Raw genomic sequence first — 19,274 nt, forward strand, 5'->3', positions numbered from 1 at the left:
CTTGCGGGCACGCTGAGATTGTTTTCGGCTGTCGTAGGTTCCTGTTTTTCCTGTCTCATCCGACTAGACAGGTAGGAGCCAATCCGGCATCAGGGTAAGCGGCGTGGACAAGACAGGATGTGACGATTCGATCAGCCTGCGCTCGGGCGAGCGGCAGCGATTGCGCGACCAGATTGGCGGGCGCCTCCGGCGCGAATGCGTACGCCTGGGCTTTACCGTCGACGAAGTGACCGCGCGCGTCGGCTGCAGCCGCCGCACCTGGCAGTATTACGAGACCGGCGCCTCGATGCCCAACGCGGACCTGCTCAGCCTGCTGGACGGGCTGGGCTTCGACATCCTCTATGTGATCACCGGGCGCGGACGCGAAGCGCTCTGAGCACGCCTCGCGCAGGTACCGACCGGGCGAGGGCGCCTGCCTGTCCGTGCCAGCGGATGATCGCCCAACCTGCTGCCGGCCCTGCCTGCCGCGGCAGTTTCCACGGCATGAGCGCAGCAACGAAGAATCCCCCCATGACACCTCCATGACCTGAGCGCACCGCCGCAGGTGCGGGATCGGCAACCTCCGGGAAGACCTTGGCAGTCATTCTGTACGACTGTACAGAAAATGCTTGCAGCCGCAGGCTCCGCAGGTTAATAATTTGTACAGATGTACAGAAATGCCGATCAAAGCCTTGCGTGCAGGCACTGAGCCCCAGCGACTGATGAAGTGAACGGGGCTTTTCTTTGCCACCAGGCTGTACGGTCGTACAACCCATAACAAAGACAATGAGGTGTGGCATGAAGGACAAGCGTCCCGGGGACGACACCCTGGGTTTTTCGCGTCGCGACGTGGTGAAGGGAGCGATGGGTCTGCTGTGGGCTGGCGTAGTGCTCAATGGCCTGCCTCTGCCGGCATTCGCCGAACCGAAGAAGGGCGGCAAGCTGGTGTTCGGCCTGGCCGGCGCGTCGACCACCGACAGTCTCGATCCGGGCCTGGCCGAAGACGATTTCATGATGCTGCTGACCCAGGCCCTGCGCGGCAACCTGGTGGAGATCGACGCCGCCGGCAACCCGATTCCCGAGCTGGCCGAGTCGTGGGAATCCTCGCCGGACGCCAAGGTCTGGACCTTCAAGCTGCGCAGCGGCGTGCAGTTCCACAACGGCAAGCCCTTCACTGCCGATGACGTGGTGGCGACCCTGGATTACCACCGCAAGGACGGCTCGCGCTCACTGTCGAAATCCATCGTCTCGCAGATCGACGAGATCAAGGCAGTGGACGACAGTACCCTGCGCGTCAGCCTCAAGGGCGGCAACGCCGACTTCCCGGTACTGCTCAGCGACTACCACCTGGGCATCCTCCCGCGTGGCGCCGACGGCCAGGCCGACTGGCGCTCGGGGCAAGGCACCGGCGGCTACGCGCTGAAGGACTACAACCCCGGCGTGCGCGCCTATGTCGTGCGCAACCCGAACTACTGGAAAGCCGGACGGGCACATGTCGACGAAGCCGAGCTGATCGCCATCGCCGACCCGGTGGCGCGGCAGAACGCGCTGCTCACCGGCAAGGTCAACGCGATCAACCGCGTCGAGCTGAAGACCCTGTCGCTGCTGCAGCGCAGCAACAAGGTGCGCATCGAGGAAGTGGCCGGGCTGAACCACGCCACCATGCCGATGATCGCCAAGGACGCGCCGTTCCAGGACAACAACGTGCGCCTGGCGCTGAAGTACGCGGTGGACCGCGAGCAGTGGGTGAAGTCGATCCTGCGGGGCCATGGCAGCGTCGGCAACGACCATCCCATCGGCGCCAACCAGAAGTACTTCAACAAGGAGCTGCCGCAGCGTCAGTACGACCCGGACAAGGCGCGCTTCTACCTCAAGCAGGCGGGCCTGGAGAACCTCGACATCAGCATCAGTGCCGCCGACGCGGCCTTCGCCGGCGCGGTGGACGCGGCCGTGGTGTTCGAGGAAAGCGCGCGCAAGGCCGGCATCAACCTCAAGGTGGTGCGCGAATCCAACGACGGCTACTGGATCAACGTCTGGGCCAAGAAGCCCTTCTGCATGTGCTACTGGACCGGCCGCCCGACGCCGGACTGGATCTTCAGCCAGATCTACGCCAGAGGCGCGTCCTGGGGCGACACCCAGTGGAACAACGAACGCTTCGACAAGCTGCTCCTGCAGGCCCGCTCGGAACTCGATGAAACGCGCCGCACGGCGATGTACTGGGACATGCAGAAGATGCTGCACGAGGAGGGCGCCACCGTGGTGCCGATGTTCATGAACCACATCATGGGCATGAGCCGCGACGTCGTCACCAGTGGCCCGGTGGCCGGCAACATGGCGCTGGACGGCATGCGCGCCATCGAACGCTGGTCGGTTGCCTGATCCCGTGGAGAACGTATCCATGAGCCCACTTCAATGGCGCGCCGTGAGCGCGGACGACACCCGCAGCCTGCGCAATGCCTTTGGCGCCTTCATGACCGGCGTGACCATCGTCACCGCCTGGGATGCCGACGGCGCACCGCGCGGCTTCACCGCCAACTCCTTCACCTCGGTGTCGCTGGACCCGGCGCTGGTGCTGGTGTGCATCGCCAAGAGCGCCAACGGCCTGCCGGTCTACGAGGCCGCCGAGCACTTCGCCATCAACATCCTTGGCGACTGGCAACGCGACCTGTCTAACACCTTCGCCGGGCGTTCGCCGGACAAATTCGCCGGGGTGACGCTGCTCGACTCGGAACGCTCGGCGCCGTGCCTGGCCGACAGCCTCAGCGTGCTGTGCTGTGCGCGGCGGCAACTGATCGACGCCGGCGACCACCTGATCCTGATCGGCGAGGTGCTGCGCTACCGCGACGGCGTGGGGAGCCCGCTGGGCTACTTCCGCGGCAGCTACATCGATTTCGCCGAAGGCAGCAAGGCGATCCAGGCCGACCTGCGCACGGCGGTCAAAGTGGGGTGCCTGATCTCCGTCGACAACGGCCTGGTGCTGGTGCGCGAGCCGGGCCGCGAGCAGTGGAGCCTGCCCGAGGTGTTCTGGCGCGAAGGCGTGAGCCAGCGCGCGGTGATCGGGGAGGTGTTCCGCCGGGTCGGCCTGGCCGGTGATGTGGCCTTCATCTACTCGATCTTCGAGGAAGGCGGCTCAGGCTTCACCCGGCTGATCTTCCGGGGCGATGCGGTCGGTCGCACCGACAAGGCGCCCGAAGGGCTGGAAGTGCGGGTGTTCGGTGCCGCCGAGCAGCCCTGGCTGCGGGTCAGCGGCGACTACACGGTGAGCATGATCCGGCGCTTCTTCAAGGAACGCGAGGCCGACAACTTCGGCATCTACTGCGACACCGCCGATGGCGGACGAATCGCCGGCATCGCGGGCAAGCCCGTGCACTGGCAGGACTGGCAACACTGAAACGGGACGAGAACATGGAATTCAATCATTTCCTCAGCGCGTACCTGCCCGACCATGAAGGGTCCGGCAAGCGCCTGTACGACGACATGGTGGAGCAGGCGGTGGTGGCCGAGCAGGTCGGCTACGCCGGCATTTCCATCCCCGAGCACCACCTGATCAACATCCTGCTGGTGCCCTCGCCGTTGCAGATGGCGGTGAAGATCGCCGCCGTCACCCAGCGCATCGAACTGGTGACGTCCATTGTCGTCCTGCCGATCCGCGACATGCGGGTGTTCGCCGGCGAGGTGGTGCAGGCCGACGCCATGACCGATGGCCGCCTGGTACTGGGTGTTGGCCGTGGGGCCTTCAAGTACGAGATCGAGCACCTGGGCGTGCCGATGGATTCCACCCGCGAGCGCTTCGACGAATCCCTCGCCGTGCTGCGTGCGCTGCTGACCCGCAAGGAAGTCGCGTGGGACGGCAAGTACTATCAGTTCCCGGCGCTCACCGTGATGCCGCGCCCGGAGCGGGAGATTCCGCTGATGGTCGCCACCATGGCGCCGGAGGGCATCCAGGCCTGCGCCGAGCAGGGCCTGTCGGTGCAGACCACGCCGCTGTCGGGCGACCACCAGATGCTGCTCGACCAGGTCAACGCCTTCCGCCGGGGCAAGGCGGCGAGCAAGGGCGGCTCCGGCGGACGCCTGTCCCTGCAGCGCGCCACCTACCTGGCACGGGACGAAGCGGACGCGCGGGAGAAGCTGCGCATGGCCCACGAGTACTACATGCGCTTCGACAACGTGTTCACCGGTCCCGGCATCGTGCATGACGGCGGCATCGAGCCGTTGCCACGCAAGCAGAGCCTCGAGGAGCTGGGCAACAACCTGCTGATCTGTACCCGCGAACGCATGATCGACCAGCTCGCCGCCTACGCCGAGGCAGGCATCGACGAAGTGATCATGACCGCCAATTTCGGCCAGTCCCAGGCCGACACCCTGGACATGATGCAGCGCTTCGGCGACGAGGTGATTCCACTCTTCAGCCAGCTGAAATCCAGCCAGGCGACCACCCCCAGCAAGAGGATCGGCCAATGCCGTTGATGACCGTCGAGATGTTCCCCGGACGTACCCCCGAGAAGAAGCGCGAGCTGATCAAGGCGCTCACCGAGACCTACGTCGAGGTCTGCGGCGGCAAGCCCCAGGCGGTGACCATCCTGCTCAAGGAAGTCGATCCGGCGGATTGGGGCTCGGGCGGGCAGAGCTACGCCGAGATCATCGAACAGTCGCGCAACGCTTGAGGAGGGTACTCATGAGCAAGGCAATCGATTGCGCCGTGGCGGTGGACGGGCAGGGCCCGGCACTGGTGATGATCCACGGCATCGGCGCGCGCAAGACCGGCTGGGACAAGGTCACCGCGGCCCTGAAGGACCGTTTCACCTGCGTGCGCTATGACCTGCGCGGCCACGGTGAGTCGCCGCTGCCGAGCGAACCGTTCGGCCTCGACGAGCTGGTGGAGGACCTGGAGGCGCTGCGCCGCAAGCTCGGCCTGGAGAAGATGCACCTGGTCGGCCACTCGCTGGGCGGCATGATCGGCCCGGCCTATGCGCGCAAGTACCCGCAGCACGTGCTTAGCGTCGGCCTGCTGTCCACCGCGGCGTTCCGCTCGGAGCAGGACAGCGCCAACGTGCGCAAGGTGGTCAGCGCCATGGAAGAGAAGGGCATCGGCCCGGTGCTCGATACCCTGACCCAGCGCTGGTTCACCGAAGACTTCTGCGTCGCGCACCCGGAGGTGATCCAGTGGCGCAAGCAGCAGGTGGTGGACACCGACGCGGAGGTCTTCCTCAACGTCTTCCGCATCTATGCCGAGACCGAGATGGCGCCCTGGCTGCACGAAGTCGAGCAGCCTTGCCTGGTGCTCACCGGCGAATTCGATGGCGGCTGCAACCCGCAGCTCAACCAGCAGATCGCCAATGCCTTGCCGCACTCCGAACTGGTGATCCTCCAGGACCTCAAGCACGCCATCCTCATCGAAGCGAGCGAGCGGGTCATCCCGCACCTGGAAGCCTTCTACGACACCGTCACCCACTGATCCTGCCGATTGGCCGGCGGGCTTCGGCCCGTCCGCCCCTCTACAAGAAAAACACCCGCAGGGCACCCACATGGCACTGATCTACCCGCTTCTCTTGCGTCGCATCCTTCTTGGCTCGTTGACCCTCCTGGGGGTTTCCGCGCTGATCTTCGCCGCCGTGCAGTTGCTGCCCGGCGACATGGCCCAGAAGCTCCTCGGGCAGTCCGCCACGCCCGAGGCGCTGACCGCGCTGCGCCACGAACTGGGCCTGGACCAGCCGGCGCTGCAGCGTTACGTCAGCTGGCTGCTGGGCAGCCTGCAGGGCGACTTCGGCGTCTCCCTGTCCAACGGTCGGCCGGTGGCCGAGCTGATCGGCCAGCGCCTGGCCAATACCTTGTTCCTGGCTGGCTACACCGCGCTGATCGCGGTTCCGCTGGCGTTGCTGCTGGGGCTGTTCGCCGCGCTGTACAAGGACTCGCTGTACGACCGCGTGGTCAACGTGATCTCCCTGGCGGCGGTGTCGCTGCCGGAATTCTTCCTCGGTTACATCCTGATCCTGGTGTTCTCGGTGAAGTTCTCGGTGTTTCCCTCCATCGCCGACCTGCCGCCCTCGGCCGGACTGCTGGAGCACCTGCACGCCGCCTTCCTGCCGGCGCTGACCCTGACCCTGGTGATCACCGCGCACATGATGCGCATGACCCGTATCGCCGTGCTCGACCTGCTGGAGCTGCCCTACATCGAGATGGCGCGGCTCAAGGGCCTGTCGCGGGTGAAGATCGTCCTGCGCCATGCACTGCCGAACGCCTGGGCGCCCATCGTCAACGTGGTGGCGGTAAACCTGGCGTACCTGATCACCGGCGTGGTGGTGGTGGAGGTGGTGTTCGTCTACCCGGGCCTCGGGCAACTAATGGTCGACTCGGTGATCAAGCGCGACGTGATGGTGGTGCAGGCCTGCTGCTGCATCTTCGCGGTGGTGTACATCGGCATCAACCTGCTCGCCGACGTCATCTCCATCGCCACCAACCCGCGTCTGCTGCATCGTCAGTGAGGTGAAACCATGACACTCCTGCACAGCTTCGGGCGCATGACCTGGACCGCCCGGATCGGCACCCTGATCATCCTGTTCTATCTGTTCCTCGCGCTGTTCGGCCCCGTGGTGGCGCCCTTCGGCGAAACCGAGATCGTCGGCGGCGAGTACGACCCGTGGAGCGCCACCCACTGGCTGGGCACCGACAACCTCGGGCGCGACATGCTCTCGCGGGTGATCTACGCCGCCCGCAACACCATCGGCATCGCGCTGCTATCGACACTGCTGGCGTTCTTCATCGGCGGCACCCTCGGGTTGATCGCCGCCACCGTCGGCGGCTGGCTGGACGGCGCGCTGTCGCGGCTGGTGGACGTGCTGATGGCAGTGCCGCAGCTGATCTGCGCGCTGTTGCTGCTGACCATCTTCGGCACCAGCATCGCCAACCTCATCGTGGTCATCGCCCTGGTCGACGCCACGCGGATCTTCCGCCTGGCGCGCTCGGTGTCGATGAACGTGGTGGTCACCGACTACATGGAAGTCGCCCGCCTGCGCGGCGAGGGACTGGTCTGGCTGGTGGCGGTGGAGCTGCTGCCCAACGTCCGCGCGCCACTGGTGGCGGAGTTCGGCCTGCGCTTCTGCTTCGTCTTCCTGACCATCTCCTCGCTGTCCTTCCTCGGGCTGGGCCTGCAACCGCCGCTGGCGGACTGGGGCAGCATGGTGCGCGAGAACGCTTCGCTGATTTCCTTTGGCGATCTCACGCCGCTGGTCCCGGCCGCCGCCATCGGCGTGCTGGCGATTGCGGTCAACTTCGTCGCCGATTGGTTCCTGGCCCAGCGCCGCTGAGACTTCGAGGATTCTGGGAATGAGCGAGAAACTATTGAGCGATACCCTGTTGACCATTACCGGCCTGCGCATCGAAGCCGGTGCCGGGGACGAATGGAACGAAATCGTCCATGGCGTCGACCTGAGCCTGAAGCGCGGCGAGATACTCGGCCTGGTCGGCGAGTCCGGTGCCGGCAAGTCCACCATCGGCCTCGCCGCCATGGGCTACACCCGCGACGGTTGCCGGATCTCCGCCGGGCAGATCCTGTTCGAAGGCCAGGACCTGCGCAGCCTGCCGGAAGCGCGCCATCGCGAACTGCTCGGCGCACGCATCGCCTACGTTGCGCAATCGGCCGCCGCCAGCTTCAACCCGGCGCACCGGCTGATCGACCAGCACTGCGAAAGCGCGCTGGAGCACCAGTTGGCCGGGCGCGCCGAGGCCGAGCGCGATGCCGTGGCGCTGTACCGGAAAATCTCCCTGCCCGAGCCGGACAGCATCGGCCAGCGCTACCCGCACCAGGTCTCCGGCGGCCAGTTGCAGCGGATCATGACCGCCATGGCGATGTCCTGCCGGCCGGACCTGATCATCTTCGACGAGCCGACCACCGCCCTCGATGTCACCACGCAGATCGACGTGCTGCTGACCATCCGCGAACTGGTCCGCGAGTTCCAGGTGGCCGCCATCTATATCTCCCACGACCTCGCCGTGGTGGCGCAGATGGCCGACCGGGTGATGGTGCTCAAGGATGGCGCGGTGGTGGAGGCCGGCGACAAGCGCCGGGTGATCGAGCAGCCGGCCGCCGACTACACGCGCTCGCTGTGGGCGGTGCGCAACCTCAGTTGCACGCCGCAACCGCCGGTGCGCGCCGATGCCAGCCCGCTGCTGGAACTGCGCGATATCCGCGCCGGCTATGGCAGCCGCAGCGTGCTGGACGGCGTGTCGCTGACGGTCCATCCGGGACGCACGCTGGCCATTGTCGGCGAGTCCGGCTCGGGCAAATCAACGCTGGGGCGCTGCATCAGCGGCGCCTTGCCGATCCGCCAGGGCGAGGTGCTGTTCCGCGGCGAGACGCTGCCGCGGCATTACGCCAAGCGCAGCCGCGAGCAGTTGCGCTCGATCCAGATGATCTACCAGATGGCCGATACCACGCTGAACCCACGGCACAGCATCGAGGACATCGTGGGGCGGCCGCTGCAGTTCTACGGCGGGCTCAAGGGTGCCGCCAAGCAGGCGCGGGTGCGCGAGCTGCTCGCGGCGGTGGGCCTGGAGCCTTCGCGCTTCCTCGCGCGGCGGCCGCAGGAGCTCTCCGGCGGGCAGAAGCAGCGGGTCGGCATTGCCCGCGCGCTGGCGGCAGACCCGGCGCTGATCGTCTGCGACGAAATCACCAGCGCGCTGGATCAACTGGTGGCCGAAGGCATCCTGCGCTTGATCGATGACCTGAAGAACCAGCTGGGCATCGCCTACCTCTTCATCACCCACGACCTGTCGGTGGTGCAGTCCATCGCCGACGACGTGCTGGTCTTGAAGTCCGGCAGCGTCGTCGAGTTCGGCGACAAGCACAGCGTCTTCACGCCGCCGTGCGACAGCTACGTCACGCGCCTGCTCAACAGCATGCCGCAGATGAATCCGGACTGGCTCGACGCGCTGGTGCGTCGCGGTTTCGCCTGATTACGCAACGTTCACAGACAGAAAAGGAAGGGAGCGAGCCGTGCCCGCCAAGACCCTGCAAGACTGGAAAAACACCGCCGCCACACTGGCCATCGAAGGCCGCTGCTTCATCGATGGCGACTATCGCGCAGCCATGGACGGCCGCACCTTCGACAAAATCAGCCCGGTGGAGGGTCGCCATCTGGCCGCCATTGCCCGCGCCGATGCGGCCGACGTGGAACTGGCCGTCGCCGCCGCACGCCGTGCTTTCGATTCCGGCAGTTGGTCGCGCCTGGCGCCGGTGCAGCGCAAGCGCACCTTGCTGCGCTTCGCCGAACTGATCGAGGCGCACGCCGAGGAACTGGCGCTGCTGGAAACCCTCGACATGGGCAAACCCATCGCCAATGCGCTGGCGGCGGACCTGCCCGGTACCGTCAACGCCATGCGCTGGACGGCCGAGGCCATCGACAAGGTCTACGGCGAAGTCGCCGCCACCGCCGACGACCAACTGGGCCTGGTGACCCGCGAAGCCGTGGGCGTGGTGGGCATCATCGTGCCCTGGAATTTCCCCTTGCTGATGGCCAGCTGGAAGTTCGCGCCAGCCCTGGCAGCGGGCAACTCGGTGGTCCTCAAGCCGTCCGAGCGCTCGCCGTTGACCGCCATCCGGATTGCCGCCCTGGCCAGCGAAGCCGGCATTCCCGATGGCGTGTTCAACGTGCTGGGTGGCTACGGTCACGAAGCAGGCCAGGCCCTGGCGCTGCACAACGACGTGGATGCCATCGCCTTCACCGGTTCCACCCGCATCGCCAAGCAACTGATGATCGCCGCCGGGCAGTCGAACCTGAAGCGCGTCTGGACCGAAGCCGGCGGCAAGAGCCCGAACATCGTCTGCGCCGATGCCCCCGATCTGCTCCAGGCGGCCGGCAGTGCCGCAGCGGCCATCGCCTACAACCAGGGGCAGGTGTGTACCGCCGGCTCGCGGCTGCTCGTGCAGCGATCGATCAAGGAGGAATTCCTCGAACACCTGCGCAGCGCGTTGGCAGGCTGGGCGCCCGGCCATCCGCTGGACCCGGTAACGCGTTACGGCGCGATGGTCGACCGCCAGCATGTCGAACAGGTGCGCGGTTTCATCCAGGGTGCGGAGGAGGAGGGCGCTCGCCTGATCCTCGGCGGCGAAGAAGGATTGGCGGGAGAGTCCGGTTGCTACCTGGCGCCGGCGCTGTTCGATGGGGTGCACAACGGCATGCGCATCGCCCGCGAGGAAATCTTCGGCGCGGTACTCTCGGTCATCGATTTCGACACCCCGGAAGAGGCCGTGGCCATCGCCAACGATTCGCCCTATGGCCTGGCGGCGGCGCTGTGGACCTCGGACCTGTCCCGCGCCCATCGCATGGCCCGCGCACTGCGTGCTGGCTCGGTGTGGGTCAATCAGTATTCGGGCGGCGACATGACCGCGCCGTTTGGCGGCTACAAGCAGTCCGGCAACGGCCGCGACCGCTCGCTGCACGCCTTCGACAAGTACACCGAGCTGAAGGCGACGTGGATACGCCTGTGAGTTTTGACCCGGTGGGCAAGGGGGCTGGATAATCCAGCCTCCCAGGATCGACAGGCTCAGGAACGGCGAGATGACGCGCAAGAAAACCTACGAAAGCCCCGAACAGCGCCGTGAGGAGATCATCAAGTCAGCTTTTCTCTGCCTCAGCGAGGAAGGCTACGCGAAGCTCTCGGCGCGCAAGGTCGCCGCGCGCGCCGACATGTCCCTGGGGCACATCAGCTACCACTTCAAGGACATGAACCAGTTGCTGATGGAGGCCTACCAGTACGCCTCGCGCCGCCTGTACGAGGCGACCTACGCCAGCCTCAGCGCCGAGCCGGGCAATCCGCCGATGGAGCAGTTGGAGATATTCCTGCGCAGCGGCTTCAGCGCGACCTTCCTCGACCGAAGCTACCTCTCGGTGCGCATCGACCTGTGGTCGGCGTCACTGTTCCAGGACGACATCGCCGAGACCGAGCGCAAGCTCTATGCGGTGTATCGCGAACGCCTGGTGGAAATCCTCCGGCGCATCGCCGATGAGCGCGGCAGCGACCACGAGCGGATCGAGAAGGCCGCCGATGCGATCATGGCCATGCTCGATGGCTTGTGGCTCGACTGGCAGCGCCGACGCAACATGAAGGCCATCGAGAACGGTATTTCGTCCTGCCTGGACCTGGCCCGTTGCTACCTGGCGCAAGCGCCCGCCGCTTGAGGCTTTCACAGGAGTGGAGCGGCGCCCGGCCCCGCTGTGGGGTCGTTGCCGGGCGCACGGGTTACTTGCGTTTCAGGCTTTCGAAGGACTTCACCATGTCCCGCGCCCAGCCATCGAGCAGGGCCTTGGCGTCGTTGGCGCTCATGACCTGGGCGGAGTTTTCCAGCTCGGTGCCGGCGCCCTTGCGCACCACTTCGGCGACGACCCTGCCGTCGCTGCCGTCGAGGAAGGCCGCTTCGGTGGCGATGCTGGTGTCCTGGTCACGGATGCCGGTGGCGGTGCTGACACCGGCAGCGATCAGCGCGATGGGAATGACTTCATAGGGCTGCAGGCCCTTGGTCGAGGCGCTGACGGCGGTGATCGCCGGGCGCACGATCAGCACGCCCGGGCCGGGACCTTCAGCCAATGGCAGGACCTTGGAGAATTGCGTCTTCAGCGTCTGGTCGTAGTACTTGGTGATGCCGTCCAGCGTGCTCTGCGGGATCTTCTCGCTGGGTTGCGGCTGCGGGTAGAGCTGGCTCGGCTCGACGTACACGCTGGTGAACTTGCTGACGTCGATGCCCGGCTTGATCCAGCGCATCACCGGTGCGTCGGAGGGCGATTTGTCTTCCTTGAGGACGCTGTAGTCCTTGAGGAAGCCGGAATACTGCTCCGGTGGCACGTACTTGCTGGCGCAGCCGGACAGCGCGAGCGCGCCAAGGCAGAGCGATACCCCGAGTAACTTCAACTTCATGCTGTATCTCCTTGTGGATGAGCCGGTTCTATTGGGTGCCACGCCCCGCTGCACGGGGTTATCAAAAACGCCAGGTCGCGCCGCCGGCGAGGATGTGCAGCGCGCTGTTGCGATAGGTGCCGGAAAGGGTTTCGCCCGAGCGCGCCTTGGTTTGCTGGTCCTCCATGTCACCCAGCCAGACCAGCGTGTAGGCCAGGTGCAGATCGAGCCCTTCGTCCAACGCGTAGTTCACCCCGGTAGCCAGGCGCCAGGCCTCGCCCATGGGGTTGTCCACGGTACGATCCTTGTCGTCCACCGCCGAGCTGTCGTAGCCCAGGCCCATGCTCCAGCGCAACCGCGGGTTGGCCTGGTATTGCGCGCCGATGGAGGCGTGCCAGGTGTCCTTGTACTGCCGCTCGACGGTGCGGTTGACGCCGCCGGCGTTGGCGTCGACTTCCACGCCGATCTGGCCGAAGTCGCTCCAGTCCTGCCAGCCGAGGCTGCCCAGCAGCTTCCATTGTGGATCGAGCTGGTGGGCCACGCTGAACAGGACGGTCTGCGGGACGTTCATGTCCAGTTCCAGCGAATCGACGTCCAGGCGTCGCAGGGCCGCGTTGATGATCGGGTTGCTGACGTCGCGCACCTCGGGGCTGTCCTTGAACTCCAACTTCACCTTGCTGGTGTACGCGAGACCGATCTGCGTGCGTTCGTCGAGCTTGTACAGCAGCCCCAGGTTGACGCCGGTGCCAACGTCGGTGTCCTTGTATTCCAGCTGGCCATCGGGCCGATCGGCCAGCCCCAGCAGATTGTTATTGATGGCCATCTCGTTGCGGTAATAGCCATAGATGATGCGCGGACCGATGCCGACCGACAGTTGATCGGTGAATTGGTGGGCGATGGTCGGCTGGAACGACACGCTCATGAGCGCCGCTTCCTGGGTGAAGTAGCGGCCCGCCCAGTCGTCGTCATAGTTCAGCGCCAGGCCGAAGTTGCCGTACATGCCGAAGCCGATGGCCGAGCGCTCGTCGAGCTGGTGGCTGATGAACAAGCTCGCACCGGGCAGCCACTGCAACGCGTTGCCGCCTTCGTTGCCGTCGAACTGGTTGTCGCTGTCGCGGGAAAAACGGATGTCGCCGAGGATGACCTGGGCATTCGCGCTGATCTGCGTGCCCTTCAGCTCGGCGATGCCGGCGGGGTTGCTCATCAGCACGCTGGGATCGTTTGCCAGTGCGGCGGCGCCGGAATTGGCCAGGCCGTTGCCTTCCTGGCCGGCTTCATAGATGAAGATGCCACCGGCATTGGCGCTTTGCGCCAGGGCGCCCAGGCCAGTCAACAATACGGTAGAGCAGACGAGACGAGTAACGCCGACGCGGGCTGTCGTCATAGAGCATCCCCTGCTGAAAATGGGCAGCCACAGCACTTCCGGTGCTGGCTCCAGGAGCGATCCCTCGGTGCGGTGCGCGCACCGGGGCATCCGGACGCCCGGCTGTGACAAGGAATCAGCGTAGTTACGCGCTTCCGATGCGCAACCGCCCGATGGAATTATTCGCGTATTGCTATGCACTTCACGGCAACCGAGGCGCTCGCAGGAAAGCCGTGCAGCATTCGTCAGTCGTGCCGGATGCCTCTAGGCCGGGGGTTTCCAGGCGATGGCGGGTGCCTTCGGCCATTCGCCCCGCGCATCAGGGGAGGGCGCGGGGCTCGCCCCGAAAAAGGGGACGCTTCGTCTCGCACCCGTCGCCACGGAAAAACCTCGACTAGTCTTGTGCTCAGCTTCTTCGGATCGCTCCGGGGGCCCGTGGCAGGGCTCTCGTCGTGGATGGCGATTCCCAGGGCCGGCGACCCAGGCCGGCGCATCACGAGAGTGCTCATGGCCTCAGCCAACGATCTGATCATCTGCGAATACTGCGATGCGGTGTACCACCGCCAGCCGTTACAGCGCCACCAGCGCGCCCTTTGCGTCCGCTGCGGTGGGGTGCTGCATCGGCACAATACGCTGTCGCCGCAGCAGCGCCTCGCGCTCGCGCTGACCGGCGCGGTGCTGCTGGCGTTCGCCAACAGCTATCCGGTAATGACCATCAGCATGCAGGGGCTGAGCAACTCGGCGACCTTGTGGGACGCGGTGATGATCCTCAGCAACGGCCCCATTACCTTCATCGCCCTGGTCACCGCGCTGGCCATCATCTTTGCGCCGGCCTTCCAGGTGGCGTTGCTGGTCTGGGTACTGCTCTTCGCCCTGGGCGGGCGCCGGGCGCCGGCGTTCGCCCTGTGCATGCGCTGCCTGGAGAGCCTGCGGCCCTGGAGCATGCTGGAAGTCTGTCTGCTGGGGACGCTGGTCGCGGTGATCAAGCTGGCCGGGCTGCTCGACGTGATCCCCGGCATCGGGCTGGTCGCCATGGCGGCGCTCAGCGTGCTGATCATCTACATCGCCGGCAAGGATATTCGCGACTTGTGGGAGCGCGTATGAGCGCGCCGCCGCTGGCCAGCGAGCTGCACCTGTGCCTCTGCCACGGCTGCGGCAGTGCCTGCGACACCCGACGCAACGCCCACCGCTGCGAACGCTGTGGCGCGCCGCTGCATCGACGCAAGGCGGATGCCATCACCCGCGGCTGGGCCTACCTGGTGGCGGCGCTGATCTTCTATGTCCCCGCCAACCTGCTGCCGGTGATGCACACCGAGATGCTCGGGCAGGGCATCGACAGCACCATCGGCGGCGGCGTGCTGGAGTTCTGGGAGAGCGGCGCCTGGGATATCGCCCTGATCATCTTCATCGCCAGCATCGGCGTGCCGGCGATCAAGTTTTTCTCCCTGGCCCTGCTGCTCTGGACTGCCCAACGGCGCAGCACCTGGGCGCGCAGGCAGCGCTCGCAGCTCTATCGTTTCGTCGAGCTGATCGGCTATTGGTCGATGCTCGACGTCATGGTCGTGGCCCTGGTCGCCGCGCTGGTGCAGATGCGCGAACTGGGCACCATCGAGCCGCGTGCCGGCATCCTGTTTTTCGGCATGGTGGTGGTACTCACCATGCTGTCCGCCATGAGTTTCGATCCACGACATATCTGGGACGACGGAGATCCTATCGATGGAGCAGGACACCCCTAAGCACGCCGCGCCCGGACAGCCGCAGGTGCGCACGCGGCGCTGGAACGTATCGCTGGTCTGGGTCGTGCCGATCGTGGCGCTGCTGGTCGGCGCCTCGCTGATCGTGCGCAACTGGATGGAACAGGGGCCGACCATCGAGATTTCCTTCAGGACGGGGGAAGGGCTGGTCGCGCACAAGACGCAGGTGAAATACCGCAGCGTGGTGATCGGCGAAGTGGAGGCGGTCGAGCTGGCCAAGGACAAGAACAGTGTCACGGCCAGCGTCAAGCTCAACAAGGAGGCCGAGTCCTTCGCCACCAAGGATGCCAAGTTCTGGGTGGTGCGTCCGCGCATCGGTGCCGGCGGCGTGACCGGCGTGGACACCTTGCTGTCGGGCAACTTCATCGGTGCGGACACCGGGGAGTCGACCTCGCCGCAGAAGCGCTTCACCGGCCTGGAGGCGCCGCCGCCGATTACCTACGGCGAGAAGGGCAAGAGCTTCCAGCTGCGCGCCGATGACCTGGGCTCGCTGGATATCGGCTCGCCCATCTATTACCGCAAGATCCCGGTGGGGCAGGTGACCTCCTATGCCTTGCGCAGCGACGGCAAGGGCGTGGACCTGGGCATCTTCATCGAGGCGCCCAACGACGCCTTCGTGACGCAGAACAGCCGCTTCTGGAATGCCAGCGGCGTCGACGTCGACGTGGGCGCCAATGGCCTCAAGGTCAACACCGAATCGCTCTCGGCGCTGCTGGTCGGTGGGCTCGCCTTTGGCTCTCCGGAGGGTAGCGCCGAGGCCGCTGCCGCCAACGACAACCAGACCTTCGAGCTGTATGCCGATCACGAGACCGCCCTGGCGCCGCCGGCCGGGCTGGCGCAGTACCTGCGGCTGCGCTTCGACCAGTCGATGCGCGGCTTGAGCGTCGGGGCGCCGGTGGAATTCATGGGCGTCGAGTTCGGCAAGGTCACGGGCATCCAGCTGGACTATGACGAGAAAATGCAGATTTTCCCGGTGGTCGTCGACGCCGTGATCTACCCCCAACGGCTCGGGCCGGTGCACCAGAAGATGCTCAAGGTCTTCGACAGCAGCGTCGGCGACGAGGCCGGTGTCAGCCGTGTGATCGGCAGCTTCGTCGAGCATGGCATGCGCGCGCAGGCACGCAGCGGCAACCTGCTCACCGGCCAGTTGTATATCTCGCTGGACTTCTACCCCGACGCCAAGCCGGTAGCCTTCGACCCGACGGCGCGGCCCATGAGGATCCCGACCGTGCCCAGCAGCCTGGAGAAACTCCAGGAACAACTGCAGGCGGTGGTCGAACGCATCCGCAAGCTGCCGCTGGAGCGCATCGCCAACAATCTCGACGGCAATCTGCGCGAGCTGCAGAGCAGCCTCAAACAGTTCAATACGCAGACGCTGCCCGCCGTGACCAACACCCTGGCCGAGGTGCGCACGACCCTGGCCACGGCCAATTCGGCCCTGGGCGAGAACTCGCCGCAGCGGGAGAAACTCGGCGATACGCTGGATGAACTGGACCGGATGTCACGCTCGCTGCGCGACCTGTCCGACTACCTCGGCCGTCATCCGGAGTCGCTGATCCGCGGGCGCCCGAAGAACGCCGACGCCGACAACCTGCAGCCCTGATTCGTGTTCAAGGAGAGATTTCAGATGCCAAAGCTGCCCATGCTGCTCCTGGCCGGACTGTTCCCCGTGCTGTGGGGCTGCAGTAGCGCGCCCATCCACTACCACACGCTGGTTCCCGCGCAGCCGGCCAGCCCGGCCAGCGGGCAGGTGCGCGTGGAACGGGTGTCCATGCCGCCGCAGGTCGATCGCTCGCAGATCGTCGTGCGCCAGGGCGGTAGCGGGCTGTCGATCCTGGAGACGGAATGGTGGGGCGCCAACCTGGTGGACGAGTTCCGCAACGCGCTGCAGGACCAGCTCGGTGCGCCGGGTTCCGGCGCCTCGCTGCTGCGGGTGGACGTACAGCGCTTCGATTCGGTGCCCGGTCAATACGCGCTGCTCGATGCGCGCTGGCGGTTGCAGCCTCCCGGCGCGCAAAAGGCGCTGACCTGCCGCAGCAGTGTGCAGACGTCGGCCAACGACAGCGTCGAGGGGCTGGTGGTCGCGCACCAGAGCAACCTGCACAAACTGGCCGCTCTGGTGGCGCAGGCCAACGCCGGTGGTGCTACGCGCTGTCCGTGAGGGGCATCGGCGCTCAACTGGTGGGCGCCGCGTCATGCACGGCGGCAGTCCGCTGCCGTTCCTTGCCCGTCTCGCCATGGCTGGCCGGCGCACGCTCGTGCGCGGGCCCGGCGCCGGCGTAGACCACGCCCGGCTGTGCGCCCAGGGCAACGGCGACGGCAGCGGCCGGATTCATGCTGTCGACCATGGAGCTGGGGATCAGAATGGTGGTTCCGCGCTCCTTGGTGGTCTCGTAGATGATGTTCATTGCCCGAAGCTGCAATGCCGTGGGCATATCCGCGTAGACCTTGGCTGCTTCGACGAAACGCCCGGCGATCTCCGCCTCGGCCGAACCGAGGATGATGCGTGCCTGCTTTTCGCGCTCGGCTTGCGCCTGGCGTGACATGGCATCCTGCAATGCCACCGGGATGGCCACGTCGCGGATTTCCACGGAGCCCACGGTAATGCCCCATTCCATGGTCTTCTCGCCGATTTCGCGACACAGCTGCTGATCGGAGCTGCGCCGGTCCGACAACAACGCCGCCAGCATCGATGAGCCGATCATCTCGCGCAGGGACGTCTGCGCCACACGGTCGATGGCCTGGCGGTAGTCGGTGATCGCCAGCGCCGCTTTGCGCGCGTCGTGGACGTGCCAGAAGATGATGGCGTCGACGTTCACCGGCACGGTGTCGCGGGTCAGCGCCTGTTCGGCATTGAATGCCGTGGTCTGGATGCGTTCGTCGATTACCGCGACAACGCTGTCCAGCACCGGAACGATCAGGAACAGTCCGGGGCCGCGCACGCCCTGCAGGTTGCCCGCGCGCAGCACGACGAATTTCTGCCAGGTGTTGGCCATCTTGAGGGACTGCGAGACCACCAGCGCGCACACCAGCACGACGATGCCGGCGGGTAAGTGACCCATGTAGAGGAGGGCGGCGCCGAGGGCGGCCAGGACCGTGACGATGAACAGGGTGATGGGGTTCATGATTTCCTCCCAGGCACAGACGTGTCGGTACATCCAGGTGCATATCCCAGGTTCCTCCCGTGGCGGCCATCCGTCTGTGCGCTGCACCACGGCGGAACACCAGCGCGCTGTCGCCGCTCGCGATGGTCGAACGTGGTGTCCCCGGTTTGGAGCGACGCTATGGGCCGCCGTCCTGTGGCCCCCGTTCCATCACGGCACGCAAGGTGGCTTCGAGTGTCTTGAGGTCCCACGGCTTGGCCAGGAACGTGGCATTCCCGGGGAGTTCCTCCCGGCCCGTCCTGTCGAAGCCCGAGGTAATCACGACGGGCGTGGTGGGCGATTGCTGGAGGGAAAACTCGGCCACGTCGTAGCCGTTCAACAGGCCGATCATGTGAACGTCGGTGATGATGAGATCGACACTCGCGCCTTGTCGCTTCAGGTACTCGATCCCGTCCTCGGCGCTGGCGAAGTCGGTGACTTGCGCGTCCAGGAGGTCGTTCAGCGTCTGCACCATCAGGATGCGGACGGTCAACTCGTCTTCCAGCAGCAGAACATGCGGTGAGATTGCGCTCATATGGTTGTCATCCAGGCCTCGCGACCCTTGCATGAAGAACCCCATGTGGCAGGGAACTTCGACTACGTGCTCCGTTGGCGGCGCACACCCTGTGTTCAGCGCTTGTCGGTGGTGTCCGTCGGCAGGCCCGGCGCCGGGTCCTCCTGGCGGGCCGAGGTGGCGGCGGTCTCCTTGGGCAACGTGGCTTCGATCTGCTGCGGCGCTTCCACACCCAGCTCCTCCAGCCTGGGCAGCAACTCGGTGCAGAACTGCTGCAGTTGGGCTTCCGACAGCGCGGCGAAGCCGTGGGCCAGGATGTACCGGGCAATCACATCCTGAGGGCTGTCCGGCGTGAACGCCGCCGTGGCGATCAGAATGCGCAGGTCATCGTGGAAGCGTGCATTGACGTCGTTCGTTTCCATGACATTCACCTCGCCAGCGGGCTGGCGTCTTGTCGCTGAGGATTGCCCGGGCACGGCGGCTCTCGGGGCATGAAGGAGCGGTTGGAGCGTGGAACGGAGACAGCGTTATCCGTGGAGGGGAGGGATCGGGACAGGCCCTTGATTAAACGACCTGCGGGCAAGCGGAATAGTGCGATAAGAATGATGGAGGGCCGCACGGCCGATTGCGTC

General features: G+C 65.9%; 20 protein-coding genes. 15 read left to right on the plus strand and 5 right to left on the minus strand.

Going from position 1 to position 19,274, the window contains the following annotated elements; genetic code table 11:
- The first annotated feature begins 103 nt into the window (after nucleotides 1-103).
- From JVX91_RS19245 to JVX91_RS19295, 11 genes are all read left to right on the plus strand, one after another.
- Complete coding sequence (locus JVX91_RS19245) at nucleotides 104-376, plus strand: helix-turn-helix transcriptional regulator (protein ID WP_240201624.1); 273 nt, start codon at nucleotides 104-106, stop codon at nucleotides 374-376.
- A gap of 401 nt (nucleotides 377-777) precedes the next feature.
- Nucleotides 778-2,358, plus strand: coding sequence for an ABC transporter substrate-binding protein (locus JVX91_RS19250; RefSeq protein WP_205335769.1), 1,581 nt, complete (start codon nucleotides 778-780; stop codon nucleotides 2,356-2,358).
- 19 nt (nucleotides 2,359-2,377) lie between these two features.
- Nucleotides 2,378-3,370 (plus strand): flavin reductase, encoded by a 993-nt coding sequence (locus tag JVX91_RS19255; RefSeq protein ID WP_205335770.1) that lies wholly within the window; start codon nucleotides 2,378-2,380, stop codon nucleotides 3,368-3,370.
- Between the two features lie 14 nt (nucleotides 3,371-3,384).
- The gene (locus JVX91_RS19260) at nucleotides 3,385-4,446 is read left to right on the plus strand and encodes an LLM class flavin-dependent oxidoreductase (protein ID WP_205335771.1); all 1,062 of its coding nucleotides are present in this window, start codon (nucleotides 3,385-3,387) and stop codon (nucleotides 4,444-4,446) included.
- Nucleotides 4,437-4,643, plus strand: a complete 207-nt coding sequence (locus JVX91_RS19265; RefSeq protein ID WP_205335772.1) for a tautomerase family protein — start codon at nucleotides 4,437-4,439, stop codon at nucleotides 4,641-4,643. Before JVX91_RS19260 ends, JVX91_RS19265 begins: the two co-directional genes overlap by 10 nt.
- Nucleotides 4,644-4,654: 11 nt before the next feature.
- Nucleotides 4,655-5,434, plus strand: a complete 780-nt coding sequence (locus tag JVX91_RS19270) for an alpha/beta fold hydrolase (protein WP_205335773.1) — start codon at nucleotides 4,655-4,657, stop codon at nucleotides 5,432-5,434.
- A 70-nt stretch (nucleotides 5,435-5,504) separates the two neighbouring features.
- Nucleotides 5,505-6,461, plus strand: coding sequence for an ABC transporter permease (locus JVX91_RS19275; protein WP_205335774.1), 957 nt, complete (start codon nucleotides 5,505-5,507; stop codon nucleotides 6,459-6,461).
- Between the two features lie 9 nt (nucleotides 6,462-6,470).
- On the plus strand, nucleotides 6,471-7,283 hold the full coding sequence (locus JVX91_RS19280; RefSeq protein ID WP_205335775.1) for an ABC transporter permease: 813 nt from the start codon (nucleotides 6,471-6,473) through the stop codon (nucleotides 7,281-7,283).
- Between the two features lie 19 nt (nucleotides 7,284-7,302).
- The gene (locus JVX91_RS19285) at nucleotides 7,303-8,931 is read left to right on the plus strand and encodes an ABC transporter ATP-binding protein (RefSeq protein WP_205335776.1); all 1,629 of its coding nucleotides are present in this window, start codon (nucleotides 7,303-7,305) and stop codon (nucleotides 8,929-8,931) included.
- A 40-nt stretch (nucleotides 8,932-8,971) separates the two neighbouring features.
- A complete protein-coding gene (locus JVX91_RS19290; protein ID WP_205335777.1) occupies nucleotides 8,972-10,465 on the plus strand; it encodes an aldehyde dehydrogenase in 1,494 nt (497 codons plus the stop codon).
- Nucleotides 10,466-10,535: 70 nt separating this feature from the next.
- Complete coding sequence (locus JVX91_RS19295) at nucleotides 10,536-11,156, plus strand: TetR/AcrR family transcriptional regulator (protein WP_205335778.1); 621 nt, start codon at nucleotides 10,536-10,538, stop codon at nucleotides 11,154-11,156.
- 61 nt (nucleotides 11,157-11,217) lie between these two features.
- On the opposite strand, the gene JVX91_RS19300 is transcribed toward JVX91_RS19295, so the two are convergent.
- Together JVX91_RS19300 and JVX91_RS19305 are read right to left on the minus strand one after the other, a co-directional pair.
- The gene (locus JVX91_RS19300) at nucleotides 11,218-11,889 is read right to left on the minus strand and encodes a DUF3313 family protein (protein WP_205335779.1); all 672 of its coding nucleotides are present in this window, start codon (nucleotides 11,887-11,889) and stop codon (nucleotides 11,218-11,220) included.
- Nucleotides 11,890-11,950: 61 nt separating this feature from the next.
- The gene (locus JVX91_RS19305; RefSeq protein WP_205335780.1) at nucleotides 11,951-13,252 is read right to left on the minus strand and encodes an OmpP1/FadL family transporter; all 1,302 of its coding nucleotides are present in this window, start codon (nucleotides 13,250-13,252) and stop codon (nucleotides 11,951-11,953) included.
- Nucleotides 13,253-13,738: 486 nt separating this feature from the next.
- On the opposite strand from JVX91_RS19305, the gene JVX91_RS19310 reads away from it, so the two are divergent.
- The 4 genes from JVX91_RS19310 to JVX91_RS19325 are packed head-to-tail and all read left to right on the plus strand — an operon-like array spanning nucleotide 13,739 to nucleotide 17,146.
- A complete protein-coding gene (locus JVX91_RS19310; protein ID WP_205335781.1) occupies nucleotides 13,739-14,335 on the plus strand; it encodes a paraquat-inducible protein A in 597 nt (198 codons plus the stop codon).
- Nucleotides 14,332-14,967: a paraquat-inducible protein A gene (locus JVX91_RS19315; protein WP_205335782.1), complete on the plus strand. Its 636-nt coding sequence runs from the start codon at nucleotides 14,332-14,334 to the stop codon at nucleotides 14,965-14,967. The genes JVX91_RS19310 and JVX91_RS19315 overlap by 4 nt, the downstream gene beginning before the upstream one ends.
- Entirely contained in the window at nucleotides 14,948-16,588 is a 1,641-nt protein-coding gene (locus JVX91_RS19320) for an MlaD family protein (RefSeq protein WP_205335783.1), read from the plus strand. Before JVX91_RS19315 ends, JVX91_RS19320 begins: the two co-directional genes overlap by 20 nt.
- 24 nt (nucleotides 16,589-16,612) lie before the next feature.
- Nucleotides 16,613-17,146 (plus strand): PqiC family protein, encoded by a 534-nt coding sequence (locus tag JVX91_RS19325; RefSeq protein WP_205335784.1) that lies wholly within the window; start codon nucleotides 16,613-16,615, stop codon nucleotides 17,144-17,146.
- Nucleotides 17,147-17,159: 13 nt separating this feature from the next.
- Here JVX91_RS19325 and JVX91_RS19330 read toward each other — a convergent pair whose 3' ends face one another.
- The 3 genes from JVX91_RS19330 to JVX91_RS19340 form a co-directional block, all read right to left on the minus strand.
- Nucleotides 17,160-18,110, minus strand: a complete 951-nt coding sequence (locus JVX91_RS19330; RefSeq protein ID WP_205335785.1) for a slipin family protein — start codon at nucleotides 18,108-18,110, stop codon at nucleotides 17,160-17,162.
- A gap of 157 nt (nucleotides 18,111-18,267) precedes the next feature.
- Complete coding sequence (locus JVX91_RS19335) at nucleotides 18,268-18,663, minus strand: response regulator (protein WP_205335786.1); 396 nt, start codon at nucleotides 18,661-18,663, stop codon at nucleotides 18,268-18,270.
- Nucleotides 18,664-18,758: 95 nt separating this feature from the next.
- Nucleotides 18,759-19,064: a hypothetical protein gene (locus tag JVX91_RS19340; protein ID WP_205335787.1), complete on the minus strand. Its 306-nt coding sequence runs from the start codon at nucleotides 19,062-19,064 to the stop codon at nucleotides 18,759-18,761.
- Between the last annotated feature and the right edge of the window lie 210 nt (nucleotides 19,065-19,274).

Source organism: Pseudomonas sp. PDNC002 (assembly GCF_016919445.1).
In the GTDB taxonomy this organism is placed as follows: Bacteria; Pseudomonadota; Gammaproteobacteria; order Pseudomonadales; family Pseudomonadaceae; genus Pseudomonas.

Bases quoted from the DNA above. Each gene is read 5' to 3' on its own strand.
- JVX91_RS19270 (WP_205335773.1), top strand. From the start codon at position 4,655: ATGAGCAAGGCAATCGATTGCGCCGTGGCGGTGGACGGGCAGGGCCCG.
- JVX91_RS19255 (WP_205335770.1), top strand. From the start codon at position 2,378: ATGAGCCCACTTCAATGGCGCGCCGTGAGCGCGGACGACACCCGCAGC.
- JVX91_RS19340 (WP_205335787.1), bottom strand. From the start codon at position 19,064: ATGGAAACGAACGACGTCAATGCACGCTTCCACGATGACCTGCGCATT.
- JVX91_RS19305 (WP_205335780.1), bottom strand. From the start codon at position 13,252: ATGACGACAGCCCGCGTCGGCGTTACTCGTCTCGTCTGCTCTACCGTA.
- JVX91_RS19280 (WP_205335775.1), top strand. From the start codon at position 6,471: ATGACACTCCTGCACAGCTTCGGGCGCATGACCTGGACCGCCCGGATC.
- JVX91_RS19275 (WP_205335774.1), top strand. From the start codon at position 5,505: ATGGCACTGATCTACCCGCTTCTCTTGCGTCGCATCCTTCTTGGCTCG.
- JVX91_RS19325 (WP_205335784.1), top strand. From the start codon at position 16,613: ATGCCAAAGCTGCCCATGCTGCTCCTGGCCGGACTGTTCCCCGTGCTG.
- JVX91_RS19315 (WP_205335782.1), top strand. From the start codon at position 14,332: ATGAGCGCGCCGCCGCTGGCCAGCGAGCTGCACCTGTGCCTCTGCCAC.
- JVX91_RS19285 (WP_205335776.1), top strand. From the start codon at position 7,303: ATGAGCGAGAAACTATTGAGCGATACCCTGTTGACCATTACCGGCCTG.
- JVX91_RS19310 (WP_205335781.1), top strand. From the start codon at position 13,739: ATGGCCTCAGCCAACGATCTGATCATCTGCGAATACTGCGATGCGGTG.
- JVX91_RS19335 (WP_205335786.1), bottom strand. From the start codon at position 18,663: ATGAGCGCAATCTCACCGCATGTTCTGCTGCTGGAAGACGAGTTGACC.
- JVX91_RS19260 (WP_205335771.1), top strand. From the start codon at position 3,385: ATGGAATTCAATCATTTCCTCAGCGCGTACCTGCCCGACCATGAAGGG.
- JVX91_RS19250 (WP_205335769.1), top strand. From the start codon at position 778: ATGAAGGACAAGCGTCCCGGGGACGACACCCTGGGTTTTTCGCGTCGC.
- JVX91_RS19320 (WP_205335783.1), top strand. From the start codon at position 14,948: ATGGAGCAGGACACCCCTAAGCACGCCGCGCCCGGACAGCCGCAGGTG.
- JVX91_RS19300 (WP_205335779.1), bottom strand. From the start codon at position 11,889: ATGAAGTTGAAGTTACTCGGGGTATCGCTCTGCCTTGGCGCGCTCGCG.
- JVX91_RS19265 (WP_205335772.1), top strand. From the start codon at position 4,437: ATGCCGTTGATGACCGTCGAGATGTTCCCCGGACGTACCCCCGAGAAG.
- JVX91_RS19330 (WP_205335785.1), bottom strand. From the start codon at position 18,110: ATGAACCCCATCACCCTGTTCATCGTCACGGTCCTGGCCGCCCTCGGC.
- JVX91_RS19295 (WP_205335778.1), top strand. From the start codon at position 10,536: ATGACGCGCAAGAAAACCTACGAAAGCCCCGAACAGCGCCGTGAGGAG.